This is a genomic window from Mycobacterium sp. MAC_080597_8934 (assembly GCF_000523975.1).
Taxonomy (GTDB): Bacteria; Actinomycetota; Actinomycetes; order Mycobacteriales; family Mycobacteriaceae; genus Mycobacterium; species Mycobacterium avium.
The window spans coordinates 139,954-158,049 of the sequence record NZ_JAOS01000023.1 but is presented as its reverse complement, the minus strand read 5'-3'; the positions used below and the strand labels follow the sequence as shown (position 1 = coordinate 158,049).

General features: G+C 70.4%; 13 protein-coding genes. 9 read left to right on the top strand and 4 right to left on the bottom strand.

Features of this window, described 5'->3' with window-relative positions; genetic code table 11:
• Positions 1-4: 4 nt before the first annotated feature.
• Positions 5-778 carry a maleylpyruvate isomerase N-terminal domain-containing protein gene (locus tag NF20_RS13355; protein ID WP_011724067.1) on the top strand — a complete coding sequence of 258 codons (774 nt, stop codon included), beginning with the start codon at positions 5-7 and terminating at the stop codon, positions 776-778.
• 24 nt (positions 779-802) lie between these two features.
• On the opposite strand, the gene NF20_RS13350 is transcribed toward NF20_RS13355, so the two are convergent.
• The gene (locus NF20_RS13350; RefSeq protein WP_003875466.1) at positions 803-1,135 is read right to left on the bottom strand and encodes a hemophore-related protein; all 333 of its coding nucleotides are present in this window, start codon (positions 1,133-1,135) and stop codon (positions 803-805) included.
• Positions 1,136-1,527: 392 nt separating this feature from the next.
• Here NF20_RS13350 and fdxA point away from each other — a divergent pair, with 392 nt between their 5' ends.
• The 4 genes from fdxA to pks2 all read left to right on the top strand — a co-directional run bounded on the left by fdxA (position 1,528) and on the right by pks2 (position 12,081).
• A complete protein-coding gene (gene fdxA / locus NF20_RS13345) occupies positions 1,528-1,854 on the top strand; it encodes a ferredoxin (protein ID WP_003875467.1) in 327 nt (108 codons plus the stop codon).
• 8 nt (positions 1,855-1,862) lie between these two features.
• Complete coding sequence (dapC, locus tag NF20_RS13340; RefSeq protein ID WP_033711800.1) at positions 1,863-2,981, top strand: succinyldiaminopimelate transaminase; 1,119 nt, start codon at positions 1,863-1,865, stop codon at positions 2,979-2,981.
• Positions 2,982-3,062: 81 nt separating this feature from the next.
• A complete protein-coding gene (locus NF20_RS13335; protein WP_003875469.1) occupies positions 3,063-5,447 on the top strand; it encodes an APC family permease in 2,385 nt (794 codons plus the stop codon).
• A gap of 271 nt (positions 5,448-5,718) precedes the next feature.
• A complete protein-coding gene (pks2, locus tag NF20_RS13330) occupies positions 5,719-12,081 on the top strand; it encodes a sulfolipid-1 biosynthesis phthioceranic/hydroxyphthioceranic acid synthase (RefSeq protein ID WP_033711801.1) in 6,363 nt (2,120 codons plus the stop codon).
• Here the strand turns inward: pks2 and NF20_RS13325 are convergent.
• On the bottom strand, positions 12,078-12,323 hold the full coding sequence (locus NF20_RS13325) for a hypothetical protein (protein WP_033711803.1): 246 nt from the start codon (positions 12,321-12,323) through the stop codon (positions 12,078-12,080). The genes pks2 and NF20_RS13325 overlap by 4 nt on opposite strands.
• Before the next feature lie 166 nt (positions 12,324-12,489).
• Here NF20_RS13325 and NF20_RS13320 point away from each other — a divergent pair, with 166 nt between their 5' ends.
• A complete protein-coding gene (locus NF20_RS13320) occupies positions 12,490-12,693 on the top strand; it encodes a type II toxin-antitoxin system VapB family antitoxin (protein ID WP_009975517.1) in 204 nt (67 codons plus the stop codon).
• Here NF20_RS13320 and NF20_RS28720 read toward each other — a convergent pair.
• Positions 12,599-13,741, bottom strand: coding sequence for a PPE family protein (locus NF20_RS28720; protein ID WP_413540640.1), 1,143 nt, complete (start codon positions 13,739-13,741; stop codon positions 12,599-12,601). The two genes, NF20_RS13320 and NF20_RS28720, sit on opposite strands and share 95 nt — an antisense overlap.
• A gap of 74 nt (positions 13,742-13,815) precedes the next feature.
• Positions 13,816-15,003: a PPE family protein gene (locus NF20_RS13310; RefSeq protein ID WP_009975519.1), complete on the bottom strand. Its 1,188-nt coding sequence runs from the start codon at positions 15,001-15,003 to the stop codon at positions 13,816-13,818.
• An 811-nt stretch (positions 15,004-15,814) separates the two neighbouring features.
• On the opposite strand from NF20_RS13310, the gene cysC reads away from it, so the two are divergent.
• Genes cysC through NF20_RS13295 form a run of 3 tightly spaced genes read left to right on the top strand, consistent with a single transcriptional unit; the run spans position 15,815 to position 18,092 of the window.
• Entirely contained in the window at positions 15,815-16,507 is a 693-nt protein-coding gene (gene cysC / locus NF20_RS13305; RefSeq protein WP_003875476.1) for an adenylyl-sulfate kinase, read from the top strand.
• Entirely contained in the window at positions 16,504-17,763 is a 1,260-nt protein-coding gene (gene sat / locus NF20_RS13300) for a sulfate adenylyltransferase (protein WP_033711806.1), read from the top strand. The genes cysC and sat overlap by 4 nt, the downstream gene beginning before the upstream one ends.
• The gene (locus NF20_RS13295; protein WP_003875478.1) at positions 17,760-18,092 is read left to right on the top strand and encodes a DUF6955 family protein; all 333 of its coding nucleotides are present in this window, start codon (positions 17,760-17,762) and stop codon (positions 18,090-18,092) included. Before sat ends, NF20_RS13295 begins: the two co-directional genes overlap by 4 nt.
• Positions 18,093-18,096 lie beyond the last annotated feature (4 nt).

The following is an 18,096-nucleotide window of genomic DNA, read 5'->3' as shown; positions in this document are numbered from 1 at the left end:
GACCGTGAAGCGACGAATTGACGACGATCGATTTCCGGAGTGGCGTCCGTTCTGCGACGCGGCGCAACGGCGCGGTCCCGACGCGGGCACCTGGTGTGAGGCCTGGACGGTGCGCGACGTCGTCGTCCACCAGGCCGGAAACGCCGAGGAGCTGGCCCGGGTGCTCGGCGCTCACCTGGCGGGCGAGCCGGTGGCCACCCGCGGTTTCGAGGAGCGGGAAGGCCCGCTGCGCGTCCTGAACGACGCCGACCTGTGGGGCGCGCTGGCCGACCGGATGGCCACCCTCAACGAGGTCGCGGAGGCCGCCGAAGCCATCCCCGCCGACACCGACGTGGCCTGGACCGGCCGCACCATGAAGGTGCCGTGGTTCGCCGAGCACATGCGCGAAGAACTCGTCCTGCACGGCTGGGACATCACCGGGGACTCCGACGGCGGCGGGGCCTTCCAGGCGGGGCTGGCCGAGCCGTGGATGACCACGCACAGCGTGCTCGCGGTCGGCCGGCCGCTGCTGGTGAAGGGGGCCAGGCAACTGCAACCCGGCGAGCGGGTCGAAGCCCGGCTGCGCGTCGACGGCACCGACGACGTGGTGCTGGACGCCGATCCGGAGCGGATCAGCATCGGGTTCGCCGAGCCGCAGGGCCCGGCCACCCTGGAAACCGACGCGGCCGCGCGGGTGCTGCTGCTGTGGGGGCGCAGGCCCGCCGACCCGTCACGCATCCGCAGCCGCGTCGGACCGCAGGTCCTGGGACGGGTGCGCTGCCTGCTCGGCGGCTACTGAACGGCTTCCGGCGACCCGGCGCGCTCAGAAGTTGTTACAGGTGACCGCGACCTGGTTGATGTCGTTGATGTACTGCTGCGCGGCCGGCATGCCCTGGATCTGCTGGGCCATCTGCTGACGCTTCGCCGGCGGGGAGGCCAGGAACCGCTGGATGTAGGACTGCGCCATCGGCGACGAGTTCAGCTGCTGGGCAGCCGCCGGGTCGGACGCGTTCAGCGCGGCGATCACCTGCCCGTAGTTGCAGGTGGTGTTGATGATCGCGTCCATGGGGTCGGCGGATGCGACACCGGCCGCGGCGGTCAATGCCACTGCCGCGCTGCCCACCGCAACGCCCAATTTGCTCAACGACAGCCTCATGTGTGGACACCTTCCCCAGTCAATGCACCGCTATTCCGGCGAGAACATCTGCCCAGCGGTTGCCGTCTTTCGGTTGAGATTACCAGGCCCCGCGAGCGTGCTTGTACCGCAACAGATATCGAAGACCGCCGGGTCGACGTAACTCCGCGCAGGTCAGCGGCGTGTCGACGGTGTTCGCGCTGGGCGAAACGGGGCCCGCGCGCGGGCTGCGAGACTGTCAGTCTTAAATCGGTAACCCGAGGGGCGCGCCAAATGGTTGACCTGTATCTGCAACGTCTAGTATCAGTAACCGAAAGCTCCGCCGGAAGCGGTCGCGACGCGCCGGTGAAAGCTTGAACAGCAGCCCACGCGTTGAGCCCTAGTGCACGGACTAGAACATGGAGGAGACGTCTGTGACGTACACGATCGCCGAACCCTGTGTCGACATCAAGGACAAGGCCTGTATCGAGGAGTGCCCGGTCGACTGCATCTACGAGGGCGCCCGGATGCTCTACATCCACCCCGACGAATGCGTCGACTGCGGGGCGTGCGAGCCCGTCTGCCCCGTCGAAGCGATCTATTACGAAGACGATGTGCCGGACCAGTGGAGCCAGTACACGCAGATCAACGCCGACTTCTTCGCCGAGCTGGGTTCGCCCGGCGGGGCGGCCAAGGTCGGGCTGACCGAGAACGACCCGCAGGTGGTCAAGGACCTGCCACCGCAAGGCGAAGGCGACTGAGCGGCCCGGTGCCACACCAGCTCAGGAAGCGTCGCCCGGCCGTCTCGGCGGCCCTGCCGGAGTTTCCCTGGGACACGCTGGCCGAGGCCAAGGCGCTGGCCGGTTCGCATCCCGACGGCATCGTCGACCTGTCCGTCGGCACCCCCGTCGACCCGGTGGCGTCCGTGATCCAGCAGGCGCTGGCCGCCGCCGGCTCGGCATCCGGATACCCCGCCACCGCGGGCACCGCCCGGTTGCGGGACTCGGCGGTGGCCGCCCTGGCCCGCCGGTTCGGGGTCGTCGGGCTGACCGAGGCCAGCGTGCTGCCGGTGATCGGCAGCAAGGAGCTCATCGCGTGGCTGCCCACCTTGCTGGGCCTGGGGCCGGCGGACCTGATCGTGGTGCCCGAGCTGGCGTATCCGACCTACGACGTCGGCGCCCGGCTGGCCGGGGCGCGGGTGCTGCGCGCGGACTCGCTGACCCAGGTGGGCCCGCAATCCCCGGCGCTGTACTACCTGAACTCCCCGAGCAACCCGACCGGGCGGGTGCTGGGCGTCGATCATCTGCGCAAGGTGGTGGCATGGGCCCGCGACCGGGGCTGCCTGGTGGCCTCCGACGAGTGCTATCTGGGATTGGGCTGGGACGCGCAGCCGCTGTCGATCCTGCATCCGCAGGTCTGCGACGGCGACCCCACCGGGCTGCTCGCGATCCACTCGCTGTCCAAGAGTTCGTCGCTGGCCGGCTACCGGGCCGGTTTCGTCGCCGGGGACGCCGAGCTGATCGCCGAGCTGCTGGCGGTGCGCAAGCACGCCGGGATGATGGTGCCGACGCCGGTGCAGGCGGCCATGGTGGCCGCCCTCGACGACGACGCGCACGAGCGGACGCAGCGGCAGCGCTATGAACGGCGCCGGGCCGCCCTGTTGCCCGCGCTGCGTTCGGCCGGCTTCGCCGTCGACCATTCCGAAGCCGGCCTGTATCTGTGGGTCACCCGCGGCGAGCCGTGCCGGGAGACGGTCACCTGGCTGGCGCGGCGCGGCATTCTGGCGGCGCCCGGCGAGTTCTACGGCCCGCGCGGCGCGCAGCACGTGCGGGTCGCGCTGACGGCCGACGACGAGCGCATCGCCGCCGCGGTGCGCCGGCTCGCCTGATCGCACCGGCTCGCCTGATCGCACCGGCGGCCGTGCGGGCGTGCACAATGCTCGGAGGCGTCTCACATAAGGACGGTGCTCGTGACCAGTTCGACCGGCAACCTGCGCATCCCGCTCTCGTTCGGGGATGTGGCCAAGCGCGTGTTTCTGGGCAAGCCGCTGATCACTGAGGACATCGCGTCCGAGAAGTTGTCCAATGGTGTTGCGCTGGGCGCACTTTCGCCGGACGCGGTGTCGTCCGTCGCCTACGGTCCCGAGCAGATCCTGATCGAGCTGTTGCCGCACGCGGGGCTGGCCGCGTTCCTGTTGCTGCTGCCCATCACCGGCGTCATCCTGCTCATCCTGGTGCTGGTGGCCGCCTCCTACCGGCAGGTCGTCATGGCCTACACCCGCGCGGGCGGCTCCTACATCGTCGCCCGGGACAATTTCGGCCCCCGGGTGGCGCAGATCGCCGCCGCCGCGCTGCTGATCGACTACGTGGTGACCGTGGCCGTGCAGTCGGCCGCCGGGACGGTCGCGGTGGTGTCGGCGATCCCCGTGCTGGGCCCCTACAGCCTGGCGATCACGGTCGGCGTGGTGCTCGTCATCTGCTACGCGAACCTGCGCGGATTGCGGGAAGCGGGAATGCCGTTCGCGGTGGCGACCTATTCCTTCATCGTCATGGTGGGACTGACCATCGTGATCGGCGTCGTGCGCGCGGTCATCGGCAACCTGCCGATCTACGATCCCGCACACCTGGCCGGGACCGTGCCGGTCCATCAGGGCAACGGGCTGGTGCTGGGCGCGACGATCCTGGTGTTGCTGCGGGCCTTCGCCAACGGCGGTTCGTCGCTGACCGGGGTCGAGGCGATCTCCAACACGGTGGACTACTTCCGAAAGCCGCAGGGCCGCAACGCCCGTCGGGTGCTCACCGCGATGGCCAGCATCCTGGGCTTCCTGCTGGCCGGGGTCGCCTATCTGGCCCACGTCACCCACGCCACCCCGTACCTGACCGAATACCCCTCGGTGCTGTCCCAGATCGGCCACGCCGTCTACGGCGGCGGCGTGGTGGGCGACATCTTCTTCGTCATGGTCCAGGCGTCGACGGCGGCCATCCTGTTCACCGGCGCCAACACCAGCTTCAACGGGTTCCCGGCGTTGGCCAGCTTCGTCGCCGAGGACCGCTTCCTGCCCAGGCAGTTGACGAAACGCGGTCACCGCCTGGTGTTTTCGAACGGCATCATCACCCTGACCGCGTTGTCGGTGGCGTTGCTGGTCGCGACCGGTGGCTCGGTCAACGCGCTGGTGCCCTTCTACGCGATCGGCGTGTTCACCGGGTTCGCGATGGCCGGTTACGGGATGACCAAGCACCACTTGACCCATCGGGAAGCGGGCTGGCGGCACCGGCTGACGATCAACCTGTCCGCGGCGGTCCTGTCGACGATCGTGGTGGGCATCTTCGCGGTGGCGAAGTTCACCGAGGGCGCCTGGCTGGTGGTCGTGGTGTTCCCGCTGCTGGTGTTCGTGCTGACCCGGCTCAACCGCGAATACCGGGCCGAGGCAGCCATTCTCGAGATGTTCCGCACCGACCGCCCGGAGCTGGTGAAGTACGCGCGGCACAAGGTGCTGGTGTTCGTCGACTCGGTCGACCTGGCGGTGATCGAGGCGCTGCGATACGGCCGGGGCCTGCGGGCCGACGAGCTGGTGGCGGTGCACTTCATGGTCGACCCGGCGCACGCCGCGCAACTGCGGAACCGCTGGGACCACTTCTCGCTCGACACACCGCTGCGGATCGTGGACTGCCCGGACCGGCGGATCAGCCGGTCCGCGCAGCTGATGGTCGCCAAGGTGCGCGACGAGCATCCCAATACCAACGTGACGGTGCTGCTGCCGCGACGGACCTTCGCGCGGCTGCTGGGCCGCCTGCTGCACGACCGGACGGCGGACAAGGTCGCCCGGGCCGTCAGCCAGATCCCCGACGCCGCGGCGACGATCGTGCCCTATGACGTGGAATCGCGGATCCGGGAGGCCTACCCGGACACGTTCGAGCAGCGCATCGCCAAGGAGCTCGACAAGATCCAGGCGTGGGTGTCCCAGGACGAGGACCAGAAGGTCGCGGCCTACGAGCATCCGGCGCGGTCGTCGGCGGTCATCATGGTGGCCGGCCTGATCTCCGGGCAGCGGGCCACCATCGAGGGGCGGGTCAGCGAGGTCGAGGACGTCGCCGAGCGCGGCGGCACCCGCCGGCGGATCGTGGTCGGCGACAGCAGCGGGGAGATCACGGTCATCTTCCATCACGGCCACGGCGGCGCCGACATCCAGCCCGGTCAGCTGTTGCGGATCAGCGGCAAGGCCCGCCAGGCCGGTCAGCGGGAATTGTCGATGGTCGATCCGGCGTATGAGGTGATCGAGGATCCGGCCCGCGAAGCCGAGGAGTCCGGGGACTCCGAGGAATCCGGCGACTCGCAGCGGGCCGACAAGAAGTAACACTCGGCGCTGCGGGCGCATGAAATGGGCTGAGTTCCAAGCGGTTTCGCTGCAGGCGTCGGCACGTGTTCCGGCCGACCGCTGGTGACGCGGATGCGTCGCGGGCGCGTTTCCGCTACCCCCGGGAGAAATTCCTCACTCCCGCCAAGCGGGCGTGGTTCCGCAGGTAAATTGACATCTGCACAATAACTGCTGTACGTACTTCCTCCGGCACGCGCGAAGAGACGGTGCGCGCCGGCCAGGGGAGTGGGCGAGAACAGGGGACTGCACATTGCGTGCCGCAACTGCCACACCCGTTGCCGTCATCGGAATGGCCTGCCGGCTTCCCGGCGGGATCGATTCCCCGCAACGCCTCTGGGAGGCATTGCTGCGCGGTGACGACCTGGTCGGCGAGATTCCGGCCGACCGGTGGGACGCGGACCTCTACTACGACCCCGAGCCCGGCGTGCCCGGCCGGTCGGTCACCCGGTGGGGGGCGTTCCTCGACGACGTGGGGGGCTTCGACTGCGACTTCTTCGGGATGACCGAGCGCGAGGCGACCGCGGTCGACCCGCAGCACCGGCTGCTGCTGGAAACGTCGTGGGACGCCATCGAACACGCGGGCCTGGACCCCGCGTCGCTGGCCGGATCGCAGACCGGCGTGTTCGTCGGGCTGACGCACGGCGACTACGAACTGCTGTCCGCCGACTGCGGCGCGGCCGAGGGCCCGTACGGATTCACCGGCACCTCCAACAGCTTCGCCTCCGGGCGGGTCGCCTACACGCTGGGCCTGCACGGGCCGGCGGTCACGGTGGACACGGCGTGCTCGTCCGGGTTGATGGCCGTGCACCAGGCCTGCGGCAGCCTGGGCGGCGGCGAAAGCGACCTCACCCTGGCCGGTGGGGTGGTGGTGACCCTGGAACCACGCAAGTCGGTGTCGGGTTCGCTGCAGGGCATGTTGTCCCCGACCGGCCGCTGCCACGCCTTCGACGTGAACGCCGACGGCTTCGTCTCCGGTGAGGGATGCGTGATGCTGTTGCTCAAGCGGCTCGACGACGCCCGGCGCGACGGCGACCGCATCCTGGCGGTGCTGCGGGGCACCGCCGCCAACCAGGACGGCCGCACCGTCAACATCGCCGCGCCCTCGGAAACGGCTCAGGTCGCCGTCTACCGGAAGGCGTTGCAGGCGGCGGACATCGACGCCACCACGGTCGGCCTCGTCGAGGCGCACGGCACCGGCACCCCGGTCGGCGATCCGATCGAATACTCCAGCCTGGCCGCGGTGTACGGAACCGACGGGCCGTGTGTGCTGGGGTCGGTCAAGACCAACTTCGGCCACTTGCAGTCGGCGTCCGGGCCGCTGGGGATGATGAAGGCGATTCTCGCGCTGCAGCACGGCGTGGTGCCACGGAATCTGCACTTCACCCGGTTGCCCGACGAGATGGCCCGGATCAACACGGAACTTTTTGTGCCGCAGGAGAATACGCCGTGGCCCAGCAACGGCCATCATCCGAGACGCGCCGCGGTGTCGTCGTACGGCATGTCCGGCACCAACGTGCACGCCATCCTGGAGGAGGCCCCTGCCCCGGAGGCGGCGAGTTCGGCGGCGCCCGAAGTCGTTGGGCCACTGCTGTTTCCGTTGTCGTCCACCTCCGCCGAGCAGCTGCGGGTCACCGCCGCCCGGCTCGCGGCGTGGCTCGACGAGCAGGGCGGCGACGCGCTTGCCGGCCCAAGAGGCTGCAGCCTAAGGGATCTGGGCTACACGCTGACGCGCCGCCGTGCGCACCGCCCGGTGCGCACGGTGGTGTCGGCCAGCGGTTTCGCCGAATTGCGCACCGAACTGCGCGCGGTCGCCGGCGGCGACATCCCGTATCAGCCCGCCGTGGGACAAGGCGACCGCGGGCCGGTCTGGGTGTTCTCCGGGCAGGGCTCGCAATGGTCGCAGATGGGCGCCGAACTGCTGGACAAGGAGCCGGTGTTCGCCGCGACGATCGCCGCCGTCGAGCCGTTGATCGCCGCCGAATCGGGGTTCTCGGTCACCCGGGCGCTGTCGGCCCCGCCGGCCGTGACCGGCATCGACAAAGTCCAGCCGACGATCTTCGCGATGCAGGTCGCCCTGGCCGAGACGATGAAGTCCTACGGGGTGCGTCCCGGCGCGGTGATCGGGCATTCGCTCGGCGAGTGCGCGGCCGCGGTGGTCGCCGGCGGGCTCTCGCTGGGCGACGGCGTGAAGGTCATCTGCCGCCGCTCCCGGCTGATGGCGCGGATCGCCGGCCGCGGCGCCATGGCATCGGTGGAACTGCCCGGCCAGCAAGTGCTTTCGGAACTGTCCATCCGCGGCATCTCCGACGTGGTCCTCTCGGTGGTCGCCTCACCCACCTCGACCGTCGTCGGCGGGGACGCCGAGGCGATCCGCGAGCTGGTCGCGGCCTGGCAGCAGCAGGACGTGATGGCGCGCGAGGTCGCGGTGGACGTCGCCTCGCACTCGCCGCAGGTGGAGTCCATCCTCGACGAGCTGGTAAAGGTGCTCGCCGAGCTGGAGCCGACGGCACCCGAGGTGCCGTACTACTCGGCGACCCTGTGGAATCCGCGCGAGCGGCCGTCGTTCGGCGGCGACTACTGGGCCGAAAACCTGCGCCACACCGTGCGATTCGCGGCGGCAGTGCAGGCCGCGCTCAAGGACGGATTCCGTGTGTTCGGTGAGCTGGCGCCGCATCCGTTGCTCACCCATGCCGTCGAGCAGAACGCCGCCAGCCTGGACGTGCCGATCGCCGCGCTGGCCGCGATGCGCCGCGAGCAGGAGCTGCCACTGGGGTTGCGCGGCTTCGTCGGCGACCTGCACAGTGCCGGCGCCCTGGTCGACTTCTCGGTGCAGTACCCCGCCGGGCGATTGGTGGATGCGCCGCTGCCCACCTGGTCGCACCGGCGGCTGATGCTTCGCCGCGAGTCGGTGCAGCGGGCGCACGGCTCGTCGGTCCAGGCGGTGCACCCGCTGCTCGGGGCGCACGTGCACCTGCGGGAGGAACCGGAACGGCACGTGTGGCAGGGCGAGGTCGGCACCGACGCCCATCCCTGGCTCGCCGATCACCAAATCCACGGTGTCGCAGCGTTTCCCGGCGCCGGCTACTGCGAGATGGCGCTGGCGGCCGCCGCCGCGACGCTCGGCGAGCGCGCCGAGGTGCGCGACGTCACGTTCGAGCAGACCCTACTGCTGGCCGGGCGGACGGAGGTCTCCTCGACGGCGACCGTGACCGGGCCCGGGCGGCTCGAGTTCACCGTGGACACCCACGAAGTCGGCGAGCGCATCCGGCGGGCCGGCGCGGTCCTGCACGCCTTGCCGCCAGAGCACGGCGGCGAGACCGGGCCGCCCGCGCACGACGTGGCAACGCTGATCGCCGACCACCCGTCCCGCATTGAGGGCGCCGAATTGCGAAAGGCGTTCGGCGCCATAGGTATTCAGTACGGCCCGGCCTTTTCGGGTCTGGCCGCGGTGCTGGTCGGCGACGGGGACGTCGGCACCGTGCTCGCCGAGGTGGCGCTGCCGGGCGCGATCCGCTCACAGCAGTCGGGTTATGGCGCGCACCCGGCCCTACTGGATGCGTGCTTGCAGTCCGTCATCGCCGCGCCCGAGGTGCAGCGGGCGGGGGCCGGCGGTCTGCTGCTGCCGGTGGGCGTGCGCCGGCTGCGCAACTATCACTCGACGCGCAACGCGCACTACTGCCTCACCCGGATCACGTTCTCGCGTCCCGGTGAGTGCGAGGCCGACGTCGACGTGCTGGACCAATCCGGGACGGTGCTGCTGACGGTCGAGGGGCTGCGGCTGGCCGGCGCGGCCTCCGAACACGAACACGCCCAACGGCTGCTCGACGAGCGGCTGTTGACCATCGAGTGGGAAGCCCGGGAACTGCCCGAGGCGCCGCAGGGCGAGCCGGGTTCCTGGTTGCTGCTCAGCGCGTGCGACGCGGCGTCCAACGGCGATGACGCGTTGACGACGCAACTCGCCGACGTCCTGAAAACCGATGGCGCGCAATGCCGTACCGTGTCCCTGCCGCCGGGGGCGGTGGATACCGAAGAGCTGTGTTCGCTGCTGTCCGGCGGCGAGCCGGGCGGCAACGGTCACCGGCCGCTGCAGCGGCTCACCGGTGTCGTGGTGGTGGCCGCCGCCTCCGAGGCCGACCACCCGGCCGCGCCGCGGCGAGGCCGGGACTACGTGTCGCACCTCGCGACCGTCGCCCGCGAGCTCTCGGAGCTACCCGGCGAATCGCCCCGGTTGTTCGTGCTGACCCGCAATGCCGCGGTAGTCGTCGCCGGCGATGCGCCCAATCTGACCCAGGCCGGGCTGCGCGGGATGATGCGGGTGATCGACGCCGAGCATCCGCACCTGAGCGCCACCCAGATCGACGTCGACGACGCCACCGACCCCGGACACGTTGCGCGGCAACTACAAAGCCGCTCCGGAGAAGACGAGACCGCCTGGCGCGACGGGCAGTGGTACACCGCGCGGCTGCGCCCCGGCCCGCTGCGGCCGGCCGACCGGCGAACCACCGTCGTCGATCACGGGCGCGACGGCATGCGGTTGCACATCCGCACGCCCGGCGACCTGGAATCGCTGGAACTCACCGCGTTCGACCGGGTGCCGCCCGGGCCGGGGGAGATCGAGGTGGCGGTCGCCTCGTCGACCATCAACTTCGCCGACGTCCTGGTGGCCTTCGGGCGCTACCCGACGTTCGAGGGCTACCAGCAGCAATTGGGCGGCGACTTCGCCGGGGTGGTGACCGCCGTCGGACCGGGCGTCACCGAGCACCGGGTCGGCGACCGCGTCGGCGGCCTGTCCGGGAACGGATGCTGGGGCAGCTTCGTGCTCGCCGATGCCCGGCACGCGGTCACCCTGCCGCCGGAGATTCCACTCCGGGAGGCCGCCGCGGTGCCGACCGCGTCGGCCACCGCCTGGTACGGCCTGCACGACCTGGCCCGCATCGCGCCGACCGACAAGGTGCTGATCCACTCCGGGACCGGCGGCGTCGGGCAGGCGGCCATCGCCATCGCCCGGGCGGCAGGTTGCGAGATCTTCGCCACCGCGGGCAGCCCGCAACGCCGGCAACTGTTGCGCGACATGGGAATTGAGCACGTGTACGACTCGCGCAGCCTCGAGTTCGCCGAGCAGATTCGCCGTGACACCGACGGGTACGGCGTCGACGTGGTGCTCAACTCGCTGCCCGGCGCGGCGCAGCGCGCCGGGATCGAACTGCTGGCCCTGGGCGGGCGCTTCATCGAGCTGGGCAAGCGCGACATCTACCGCGACAGCCGGCTGGGGCTGTTCCCGTTCCGCCGCAACCTCTCGCTGTTCGCCGTCGACCTGGCGCTGCTGACCCACAGCCACCCGCACACCGTCCGGCGGTTGCTGACCACCGTGTACCAGCGCACCGCGGCCGGCGAGCTGCCGATGCCGCGCACCACGCACTATCCGCTGCAGGACGCCGTCGCCGCGGTGCGCCTGGTCGCCGCGGCCGGGCACACCGGCAAGGTGGTGCTGCAGGTGCCGCGGACCGCCAGCAGCGTGGCCGCCCTGCCGCCGGAGAAGGTGCGGCCGTTCCGCGCGGACGGCGCCTACATCATCACCGGCGGCCTCGGCGGCCTGGGCCTGTTCCTGGCCGGCGAAATGGCTTCCCGCGACGGCGATGTGGGCGCCGGGCGGATCGTGCTCAACTCCCGCTCGCAACCCGGCGAACAGGCCCGCCGGGCCATCGAGCGGCTGCGCGCCGCCGGGGCCGACATCGCGGTCGAGTGCGGCGACATCGCCCAGCCGGACACGGCCGAACGTCTGGTGACATGCGCGACCGCCACCGGGCTGCCGGTTCGCGGGGTGCTGCACGCCGCGGCCGTCGTCGAGGACGCCACCCTGACCAACGTCACCGACGACCTCATCGACCGGTGCTGGGCGCCAAAGGTGTACGGCGCGTGGAACCTTCACCAGGCCACCGCGGGGCAGCCGCTGGAGTGGTTCTGCCTGTTCTCCTCGGCCGCCGCGCTGGTGGGGTCTCCCGGGCAGGGCGCCTACGCGGCGGCCAACAGCTGGCTGGACGCGTTCGCCCGCTGGCGGCACGCCCGCGGCGCACCGGCCACCGCGATCGCGTGGGGGGCGTGGTCGCAGGTGGGCCGCGCCACCGCCCTGGCCGAAGACGCCGGCGTCGCGATCACACCGACCGAGGGGTTCCGCGCCTTCGAAACGCTGCTGCGCCACGACCGCCCGTATGCGGGCTACGCGCCGATCATGGGCACGCCGTGGCTGACCTCCTTCGCGCAACGCAGCCCGTTCGCCGAGGCGTTCCGGTCGGCGGGGCAGGGCCGGCCGGACGCCGGCAAGTTCCTCGCCGAGCTGCGGGCGCTGCCGCGCGAAGAATGGCCGTCGGCCATCCGTCGGCTGGTCTCCGGGCAGCTCAGCCTCTTGCTGCGCCGCACAATCGATCCCGATCGGCCGCTGTCGGACTACGGCTTGGATTCGCTGGGCAACCTGGAGCTGCGCACCCGCATCGAAACCGAGACCGGGGTGCGCATCAGCCCCGCCACGATCACCACCGTGCGCGGTCTGGCGGAGCATTTGTGTGACGAGCTGGCCGATCTGCCAGCCGCGCCGCCGGCTGGTGCCCCGCGCTAGCCGGCCGCGCCGCGATCGCTGACGTCGTGATTGCCGGCCTGCCGGGCGCAGTGCGCGCAGCAGAACATCGCGCCGCCCGATTCGACCCCGTGACCCAGGATCCGGCACTCGCAGTGCTCGCAGGTCGGCGCCAGCTCGACCGCGGCGCATTCCACGCTGTCGAACGTGGCGCTCCTGCCGTCGGTCCAGGTCACCTTGAACGCCTTGTCGTAGTCGTTGCCACAGGTATCGCAGATCGCCATCGGCCGTGACCTCCTCGAAGCGGGCGAACAGGCTGTGGTGACGGGCTTCCCGGCGCGGGTCGCGGCAAACATCGAACACCGCGACACCGGGGCGCCGGGGGAATCGTCCGGGCGGTGATTTCGGCCACCGACGATTGGGCTTACGCCCAGGGGGTATTGCTGCCCCATGAAGAAGACGGTCGAAATCGAGGTTGACGTCAACATGATTGACGACGCCATACGCCGGTTCCATCTGGCCGACGCCCGGGAGGCCGTCAATCTCGCGCTGCGCACTCTCATCGACGACGCCGGCCCCGGCCACCACGACGGCGAATTCGGCGACCTCGGCCCCTGGCGTGGCCCCGGGGACATCGCCACCAACACCGGCTAACCGCCGTAGGCCGGCCGCGGCATCCGGAAAGCGCGACGCCCGTTGCGCAGCACCGGGACACCGGCCGAGCGATCGGCGGTGCGCAGCGCCGGCGGGATTCCGGGCCGGCGGGCGAATCCGGCGCGGACGCCGACACCAGCCGAACCATGCCGCCCGGCTGCCGGATCACCGTCTCGCCCAGGGGCGCAACGGGATTCGCCGCCGGCCACGCCGGCGGAACGGACAGCCTGCCCACCGTTGCCGCCCGCCCCAGCCCGCCCGACACCGACGGGCCGGCGACCGCGGCGGGCAGGCGGACCGCTCCCGCTGCGGCCTTGGCCGCCTGGATGTTGGCCAGGTTGAGCCCGGTGCCGAATTGTCCCCAGCCCAACAGGGTGCGGGCCGCGGCGAAGAACGACTGCCCCGGCGTGGTGACCACGGTGTTGAAGCCGCTGACCGAGTTGACCAACGACGACCAGCCCGGTGGTTGCGAATCGGCGGCGTGGCTCACCGCGGCCGCCTGGGCCGCCCGCCCGTGCGCGGTGGTGGTGCGGGGCGGGTGGGTGAACGGGGTGAGCGTGGTCGCGGCCGACGACGCCGCGGCATAGCCGTACATGGCGGTGGCGTCCTGGGACCACATCTCGGCGTAGCAGCTCTCGGTGGCCGCGATCGCCGGTGCGTTCTGCCCGAAGAAGTTGGTCGCGATCAGGGTGGCGAGCTGAATTCGGTTGGCGGCCACCACATGTGGTGGCACGGTGGCGGCGAACGCGGCCTCGTGGGCGGCCGCCGCGGCACGGGCCTGCGCGGCGGCCTGCCCGGCCCGCGCGGCCGTGCCGGTTGCCCACGCCACGTACGGTTCGACCGCGGCGGCCATCGCGGCGGCCGCGTCACCGGACCACGCGGGGCCGCGCAGTTCGGCCAGCGTGGCCGAGTAACCGGCGGCGTAGCTCTCCAGCTGGGCGGCCAGCTCCTCCCAGGCCGCCGCGGCGGCCGTCAAGGGACCCGACCCCGGGCCGGAATACATTCTGGCCGAGTTGATCTCGGGCGGCAGCGCCCCGAAATCAAGCATCGGCGATCCTTTCTCAGCCATCGGTGACACCACCCGCACTGTGGGGGTGAATTAACCAGCGGTTCGGCGACCGGCTACCCGCCGGCGGACGGCCGCGGCATCTTGAACTGGCGCGGCGCGACCCGCAGCACGTTGTTGACCGAGGGCCGCGACAACAGCGACGACGAAGCGCCCGCCGCCGGCGCCCCGTTCCACATGCCGGCCGCCGGGCCTTCGTGCCAGGACGGCCCGCCGTCGAGTTCGGCGTCCGACAGCCACAGCGGTTCGGCGGCGGTGCCGGCCGCCGGGTTGGTCGCCGCCCAAGTCTGCGGCACGGACAGTCGGCCGACCGTGGTGGCGGTGCCCGCGCCGGCCACGGCCGGGCCGGGGACGACCGCCGCCGTCGAAGTGCCGGCCGCCGCGGCGGCGCCGGGGACGGCTTTGAAGGCTTCGCCCGCCGACTGCAGGTTCGAGCGGAACAGCCCGGTGCCGAAGGTTCCGCCGGACGTGACGGTGCGGCTGATGCCGTCGCCGAGGTTCACCGGTGCGGTCAGGGTGTTGAAATTGTCGACCGCACTCAGCGCCGACGACCCCGACGACGACGAGGAGGAGCCGGAAGACCCTGCGCCGGAAAGGGTTTGCAGCTGATGCGGGACCGCGGACATGGCCCGGGACAGCGAGGCGTGCGACTGGTTGGCCGCCGAGCCGGTGGCGGACCGGGCCACCGCGGCGGCCTGGGCGCCGGGCCCGTCGGCGTTGGTGGTGCGCGGCGGCTCGTCGAACGGCCGCAACCTGGTCGCCCCCGACGAGGCGGCGGCGTAGCCGTACATGGCGGCGGCGTCTTGGGCCCACATTTCGGCGTAGGCGCCCTCGGCCTCACCGATGGCCGCGGTGTTCTGGCCCAGGATGTTGCTCGCGACCAGTTGCGCGAACAGGGCGCGGTTGGCGGTCACCACCGCCGGCGGCACCGTGGCGCCGAATGCCGCCTCGTAGGCGGCCGCCGCGGCGCGGGCCTGACCGGCCGCCTCCTCGGCTTGTGTCCCGGCCTCGGCCAGCCAGGCGAAATACGGGGCAGCGGCGCCGGCCATCGCGACCGAGGCACTGCCGGACCAACTTTCGCCGTGCAGGCGGGTGATCACCGCCGAGTAGCCGCGCGCCGCGGTCTCCAGCGCGTTGGCCAGGACGTCCCACGCCGCGGCCGCGGCGATCAGCGGTGCCGAGCCGGGCCCGGCATACATTCTGGTCGAATTGATCTCCGGCGGCAGGGCCCCGTAGTCCAGCATGCGTGTTCCCCTCTTGGTCGAGCGATTGCCGCACCCGCCGCGAGCGATTCACTGCGGCGTGTCCGGGCCGCGCCTGGCCGGCACCGGCAACCGAGTCAATGGCTTCGGTGGTTGATGTCCTCCCGCATCACATCGCCTGCCGCGCGTTTGCCGGGCGGCTGCCGACTCGCTTCACCCGAGAGCCGCCGATCGATCGCCGCGCGCAGCGACGACGAGTCCCACCCCTGCGCGCCGGGCCGTCAGCGCACCGCAGCGGACGCGACGGCACCGTTGCGCTCCGCCTGAGTCAAACCCACCGGCGCCCGCCCGACAACCCCTGAACCGCGGATGTACAGAAGATTAACAGCTAACGCCGCCGGCGATCCAAACACCCACGGCGCTGCCGAAGTGCCCGCACCCGGCCGTGATTGTGCTAAAGGCCCCGATCGGCGCCGGCCGATCGGCAAAGCCCCGGCCGGACGGCTGTGAACCGCAGCGAACAACGGGCGGCCGGTGTGGCCGGCGCCGTTCGCCACCACCGTCGGGAACGTGTTTGCTGGCGAGCCCGAGTTCGGGGCTGCCGGAACGCTGCCGGCCCGCGGAATAAAACACCCGTAAATCGGCCATCTTTACTTGTGGGCTGGTTCTTACCCGGTTTGATTGCTAGACAATATGGTGAAGCGTGTGACCGGTGCGGCGAGGTTGCCGCGCCGCGCCGCGCGCCGGTGCCGGCAGGCCAGGCTCCACCCGGAGCGGGCGCGGCATCCGGTGACGCACAGGTGGTAAGCGGCCGTTGGGGTTTCGCTGCCGTCTGGGAATACAGGAGTCGGAAATGTCGAACAACATCACCTGGCACGAACACAAGATCAGCCGCGGCGAACGCGAGCAACTCAACGGCCACAAGGGCTGCGTCATCTGGTTCACCGGGCTCAGCGGCAGCGGCAAGAGCACGGTCGCCAACGTGGTCGAGCAGAAGCTCTACGAGCGGGGCATCCGCAGCTACCTGCTGGACGGCGACAACGTCCGCTACGGGCTCAACGCCGGCCCGGATCTGCTCGAGGAGCGGCACGGACCCGAGTTCGCCCAGCGGTTCGGGCTGGGATTCTCCGCCCAGGACCGCGAGGAGAACATCCGCCGGATCGGCGCGGTGGCGAAGTTGTTCTGCGAGGCCGGCATCATCGCGCTGACGGCCTTCATCAGCCCCTACGTCCGCGACCGGGACGCGATTCGGGCCACCCTCGACGACGGCGATTTCCAGGAGATCTTCATCGACACCCCGATCGAGATCTGCGAAAAGCGGGATCCCAAAGGGCTTTACAAGAAGGCGCGGGCCGGTGAGATCAAGGGATTCACCGGGATCGACGACCCCTACGAGGCCCCGCCGCGGCCCGAATTGCGGCTCGACGGCGCCGCCAAAGACGCCGAGACGCTGGCCGAGGAGGTGATCGCCCACCTGGAGCGGGTCGGCGTGATCGCCACCGACGGTCTTGCGCACACCCGGGGACGCGACGAGGTGACCGCATGAACTACACCGGCCACAACGGCAAGCCGCTGGTGGAGCGGGTGTCCACCGAGAACGCGGCGGCCCGCATCGAGGGCCTGCCGCGGGTGCCGATCTCGAAAGCCACCGCGCACGAGGTCATCAGCCTGTCCTACGGCTTCTTCACCCCGCTGACCGGATTCATGGGCCGGCGCGAGGTCGACGCGACCCTGGACGAGTTCGCGCTGCCGGACTCGACGTTGTGGAGCATTCCGATCGTCTTCGACATGTCGGCCGACGACATCGCCGAGCGCGACGTCAAGGAGGGCGCCAGCGTCGTTCTCGACTATCTCGGGGTGCCCATGGCCATCCTGGACGTCACCGAAATCTACGACTACGACCTGGAGCGGATGGCCGAAAAGACCTACGGCACAACCGACCCCAGGCACCCGGGCGTCAAGAAAACGTTGGGCTACCACAATCGCTTCATCGGCGGCGACATCACCCTGATCAACGAACCGGTCTTCAACGAGCCGTTCAAGAGCTTCTGGCTCACCCCCAGGCAGCACCAGGACGCGTTGGCGGCCAAGCACTGGCACCGGGTCGTCGCCCATCAGACCCGCAACGTTCCGCACACCGGCCACGAGGCGTTGATGAAGCAGGCCTGGCTGGCCGCCAACGAGGACCAGCCCGTCGACAGCCTCAACACCGGCGTGCTGGTGAACGCGATCATCGGCCAAAAGCGCGTCGGCGATTACATCGACGAGGCAATCCTGTTGGCGCAGAACGCCTTGCGAACCAGCGGATACTTCCGCGAGAACGTCCACATGGTGTCGTTCACCCTCTGGGACATGCGGTATGCGGGGCCGCGCGAGGCGATCTTCCACGCCATCCTGCGCACGAACCTGGGCTGCACGCACCACATGTTCGGTCGCGACCACGCCGGCGTTGGCGACTTCTACCATCCGTACGACTCGCAGAACATCCTCAAGCAATACCGCAACCAGCTGGGCATCAAGCCGGTGTTCCTGCGGGAAAACTGGTACTGCCCGGTGTGTTTGGAGGTCACCAACTCGGCCCTGTGCGGCCACGAGGCGCAGGCGCAGAGCTTCAGCGGCAGCCTGATCCGCAGCATCCTGACCGACGAAGTCAAGCCGACGCAGAAGGTGATGCGCCACGAGGTGTTCGAGGTCGTGATGGAGTGCGCCGCCAAGCACGGTCAGGGTTCGCCGTTCGTCACCGAGGAGTATCTGGCCAACAGGCTTCCGGTCTTCACACTCAACCAGCTGGAGGGTTCATGAGCAGCGACCACGACAACAACGGCAAGGCGATCAAGATCAACGTCTGGATCAACGAGGAGCGGCTGGAGGCGCTGGCCAACGCGGGGATGGCCGAGCTGGCCAACGAGGCGTTCGCGGGCATGAAGCTGCTGGAGATCCACACCACCGAAGAGCAGAAAAACATTGTTCTGCAACGGTTTCCGGGGGCGAAGTACGACTCGTCCACCACCCGGTCCATCGAGCTGCTGCCCAAGCAGGCCAAGGACCGGCTGTTGGAGCTGTCGATCGCGATGCATTCCACCGGCCCCGACGTGATGGGCCGTTTCCTGGAGGAGACCGAGCCGGCGTAGCGCC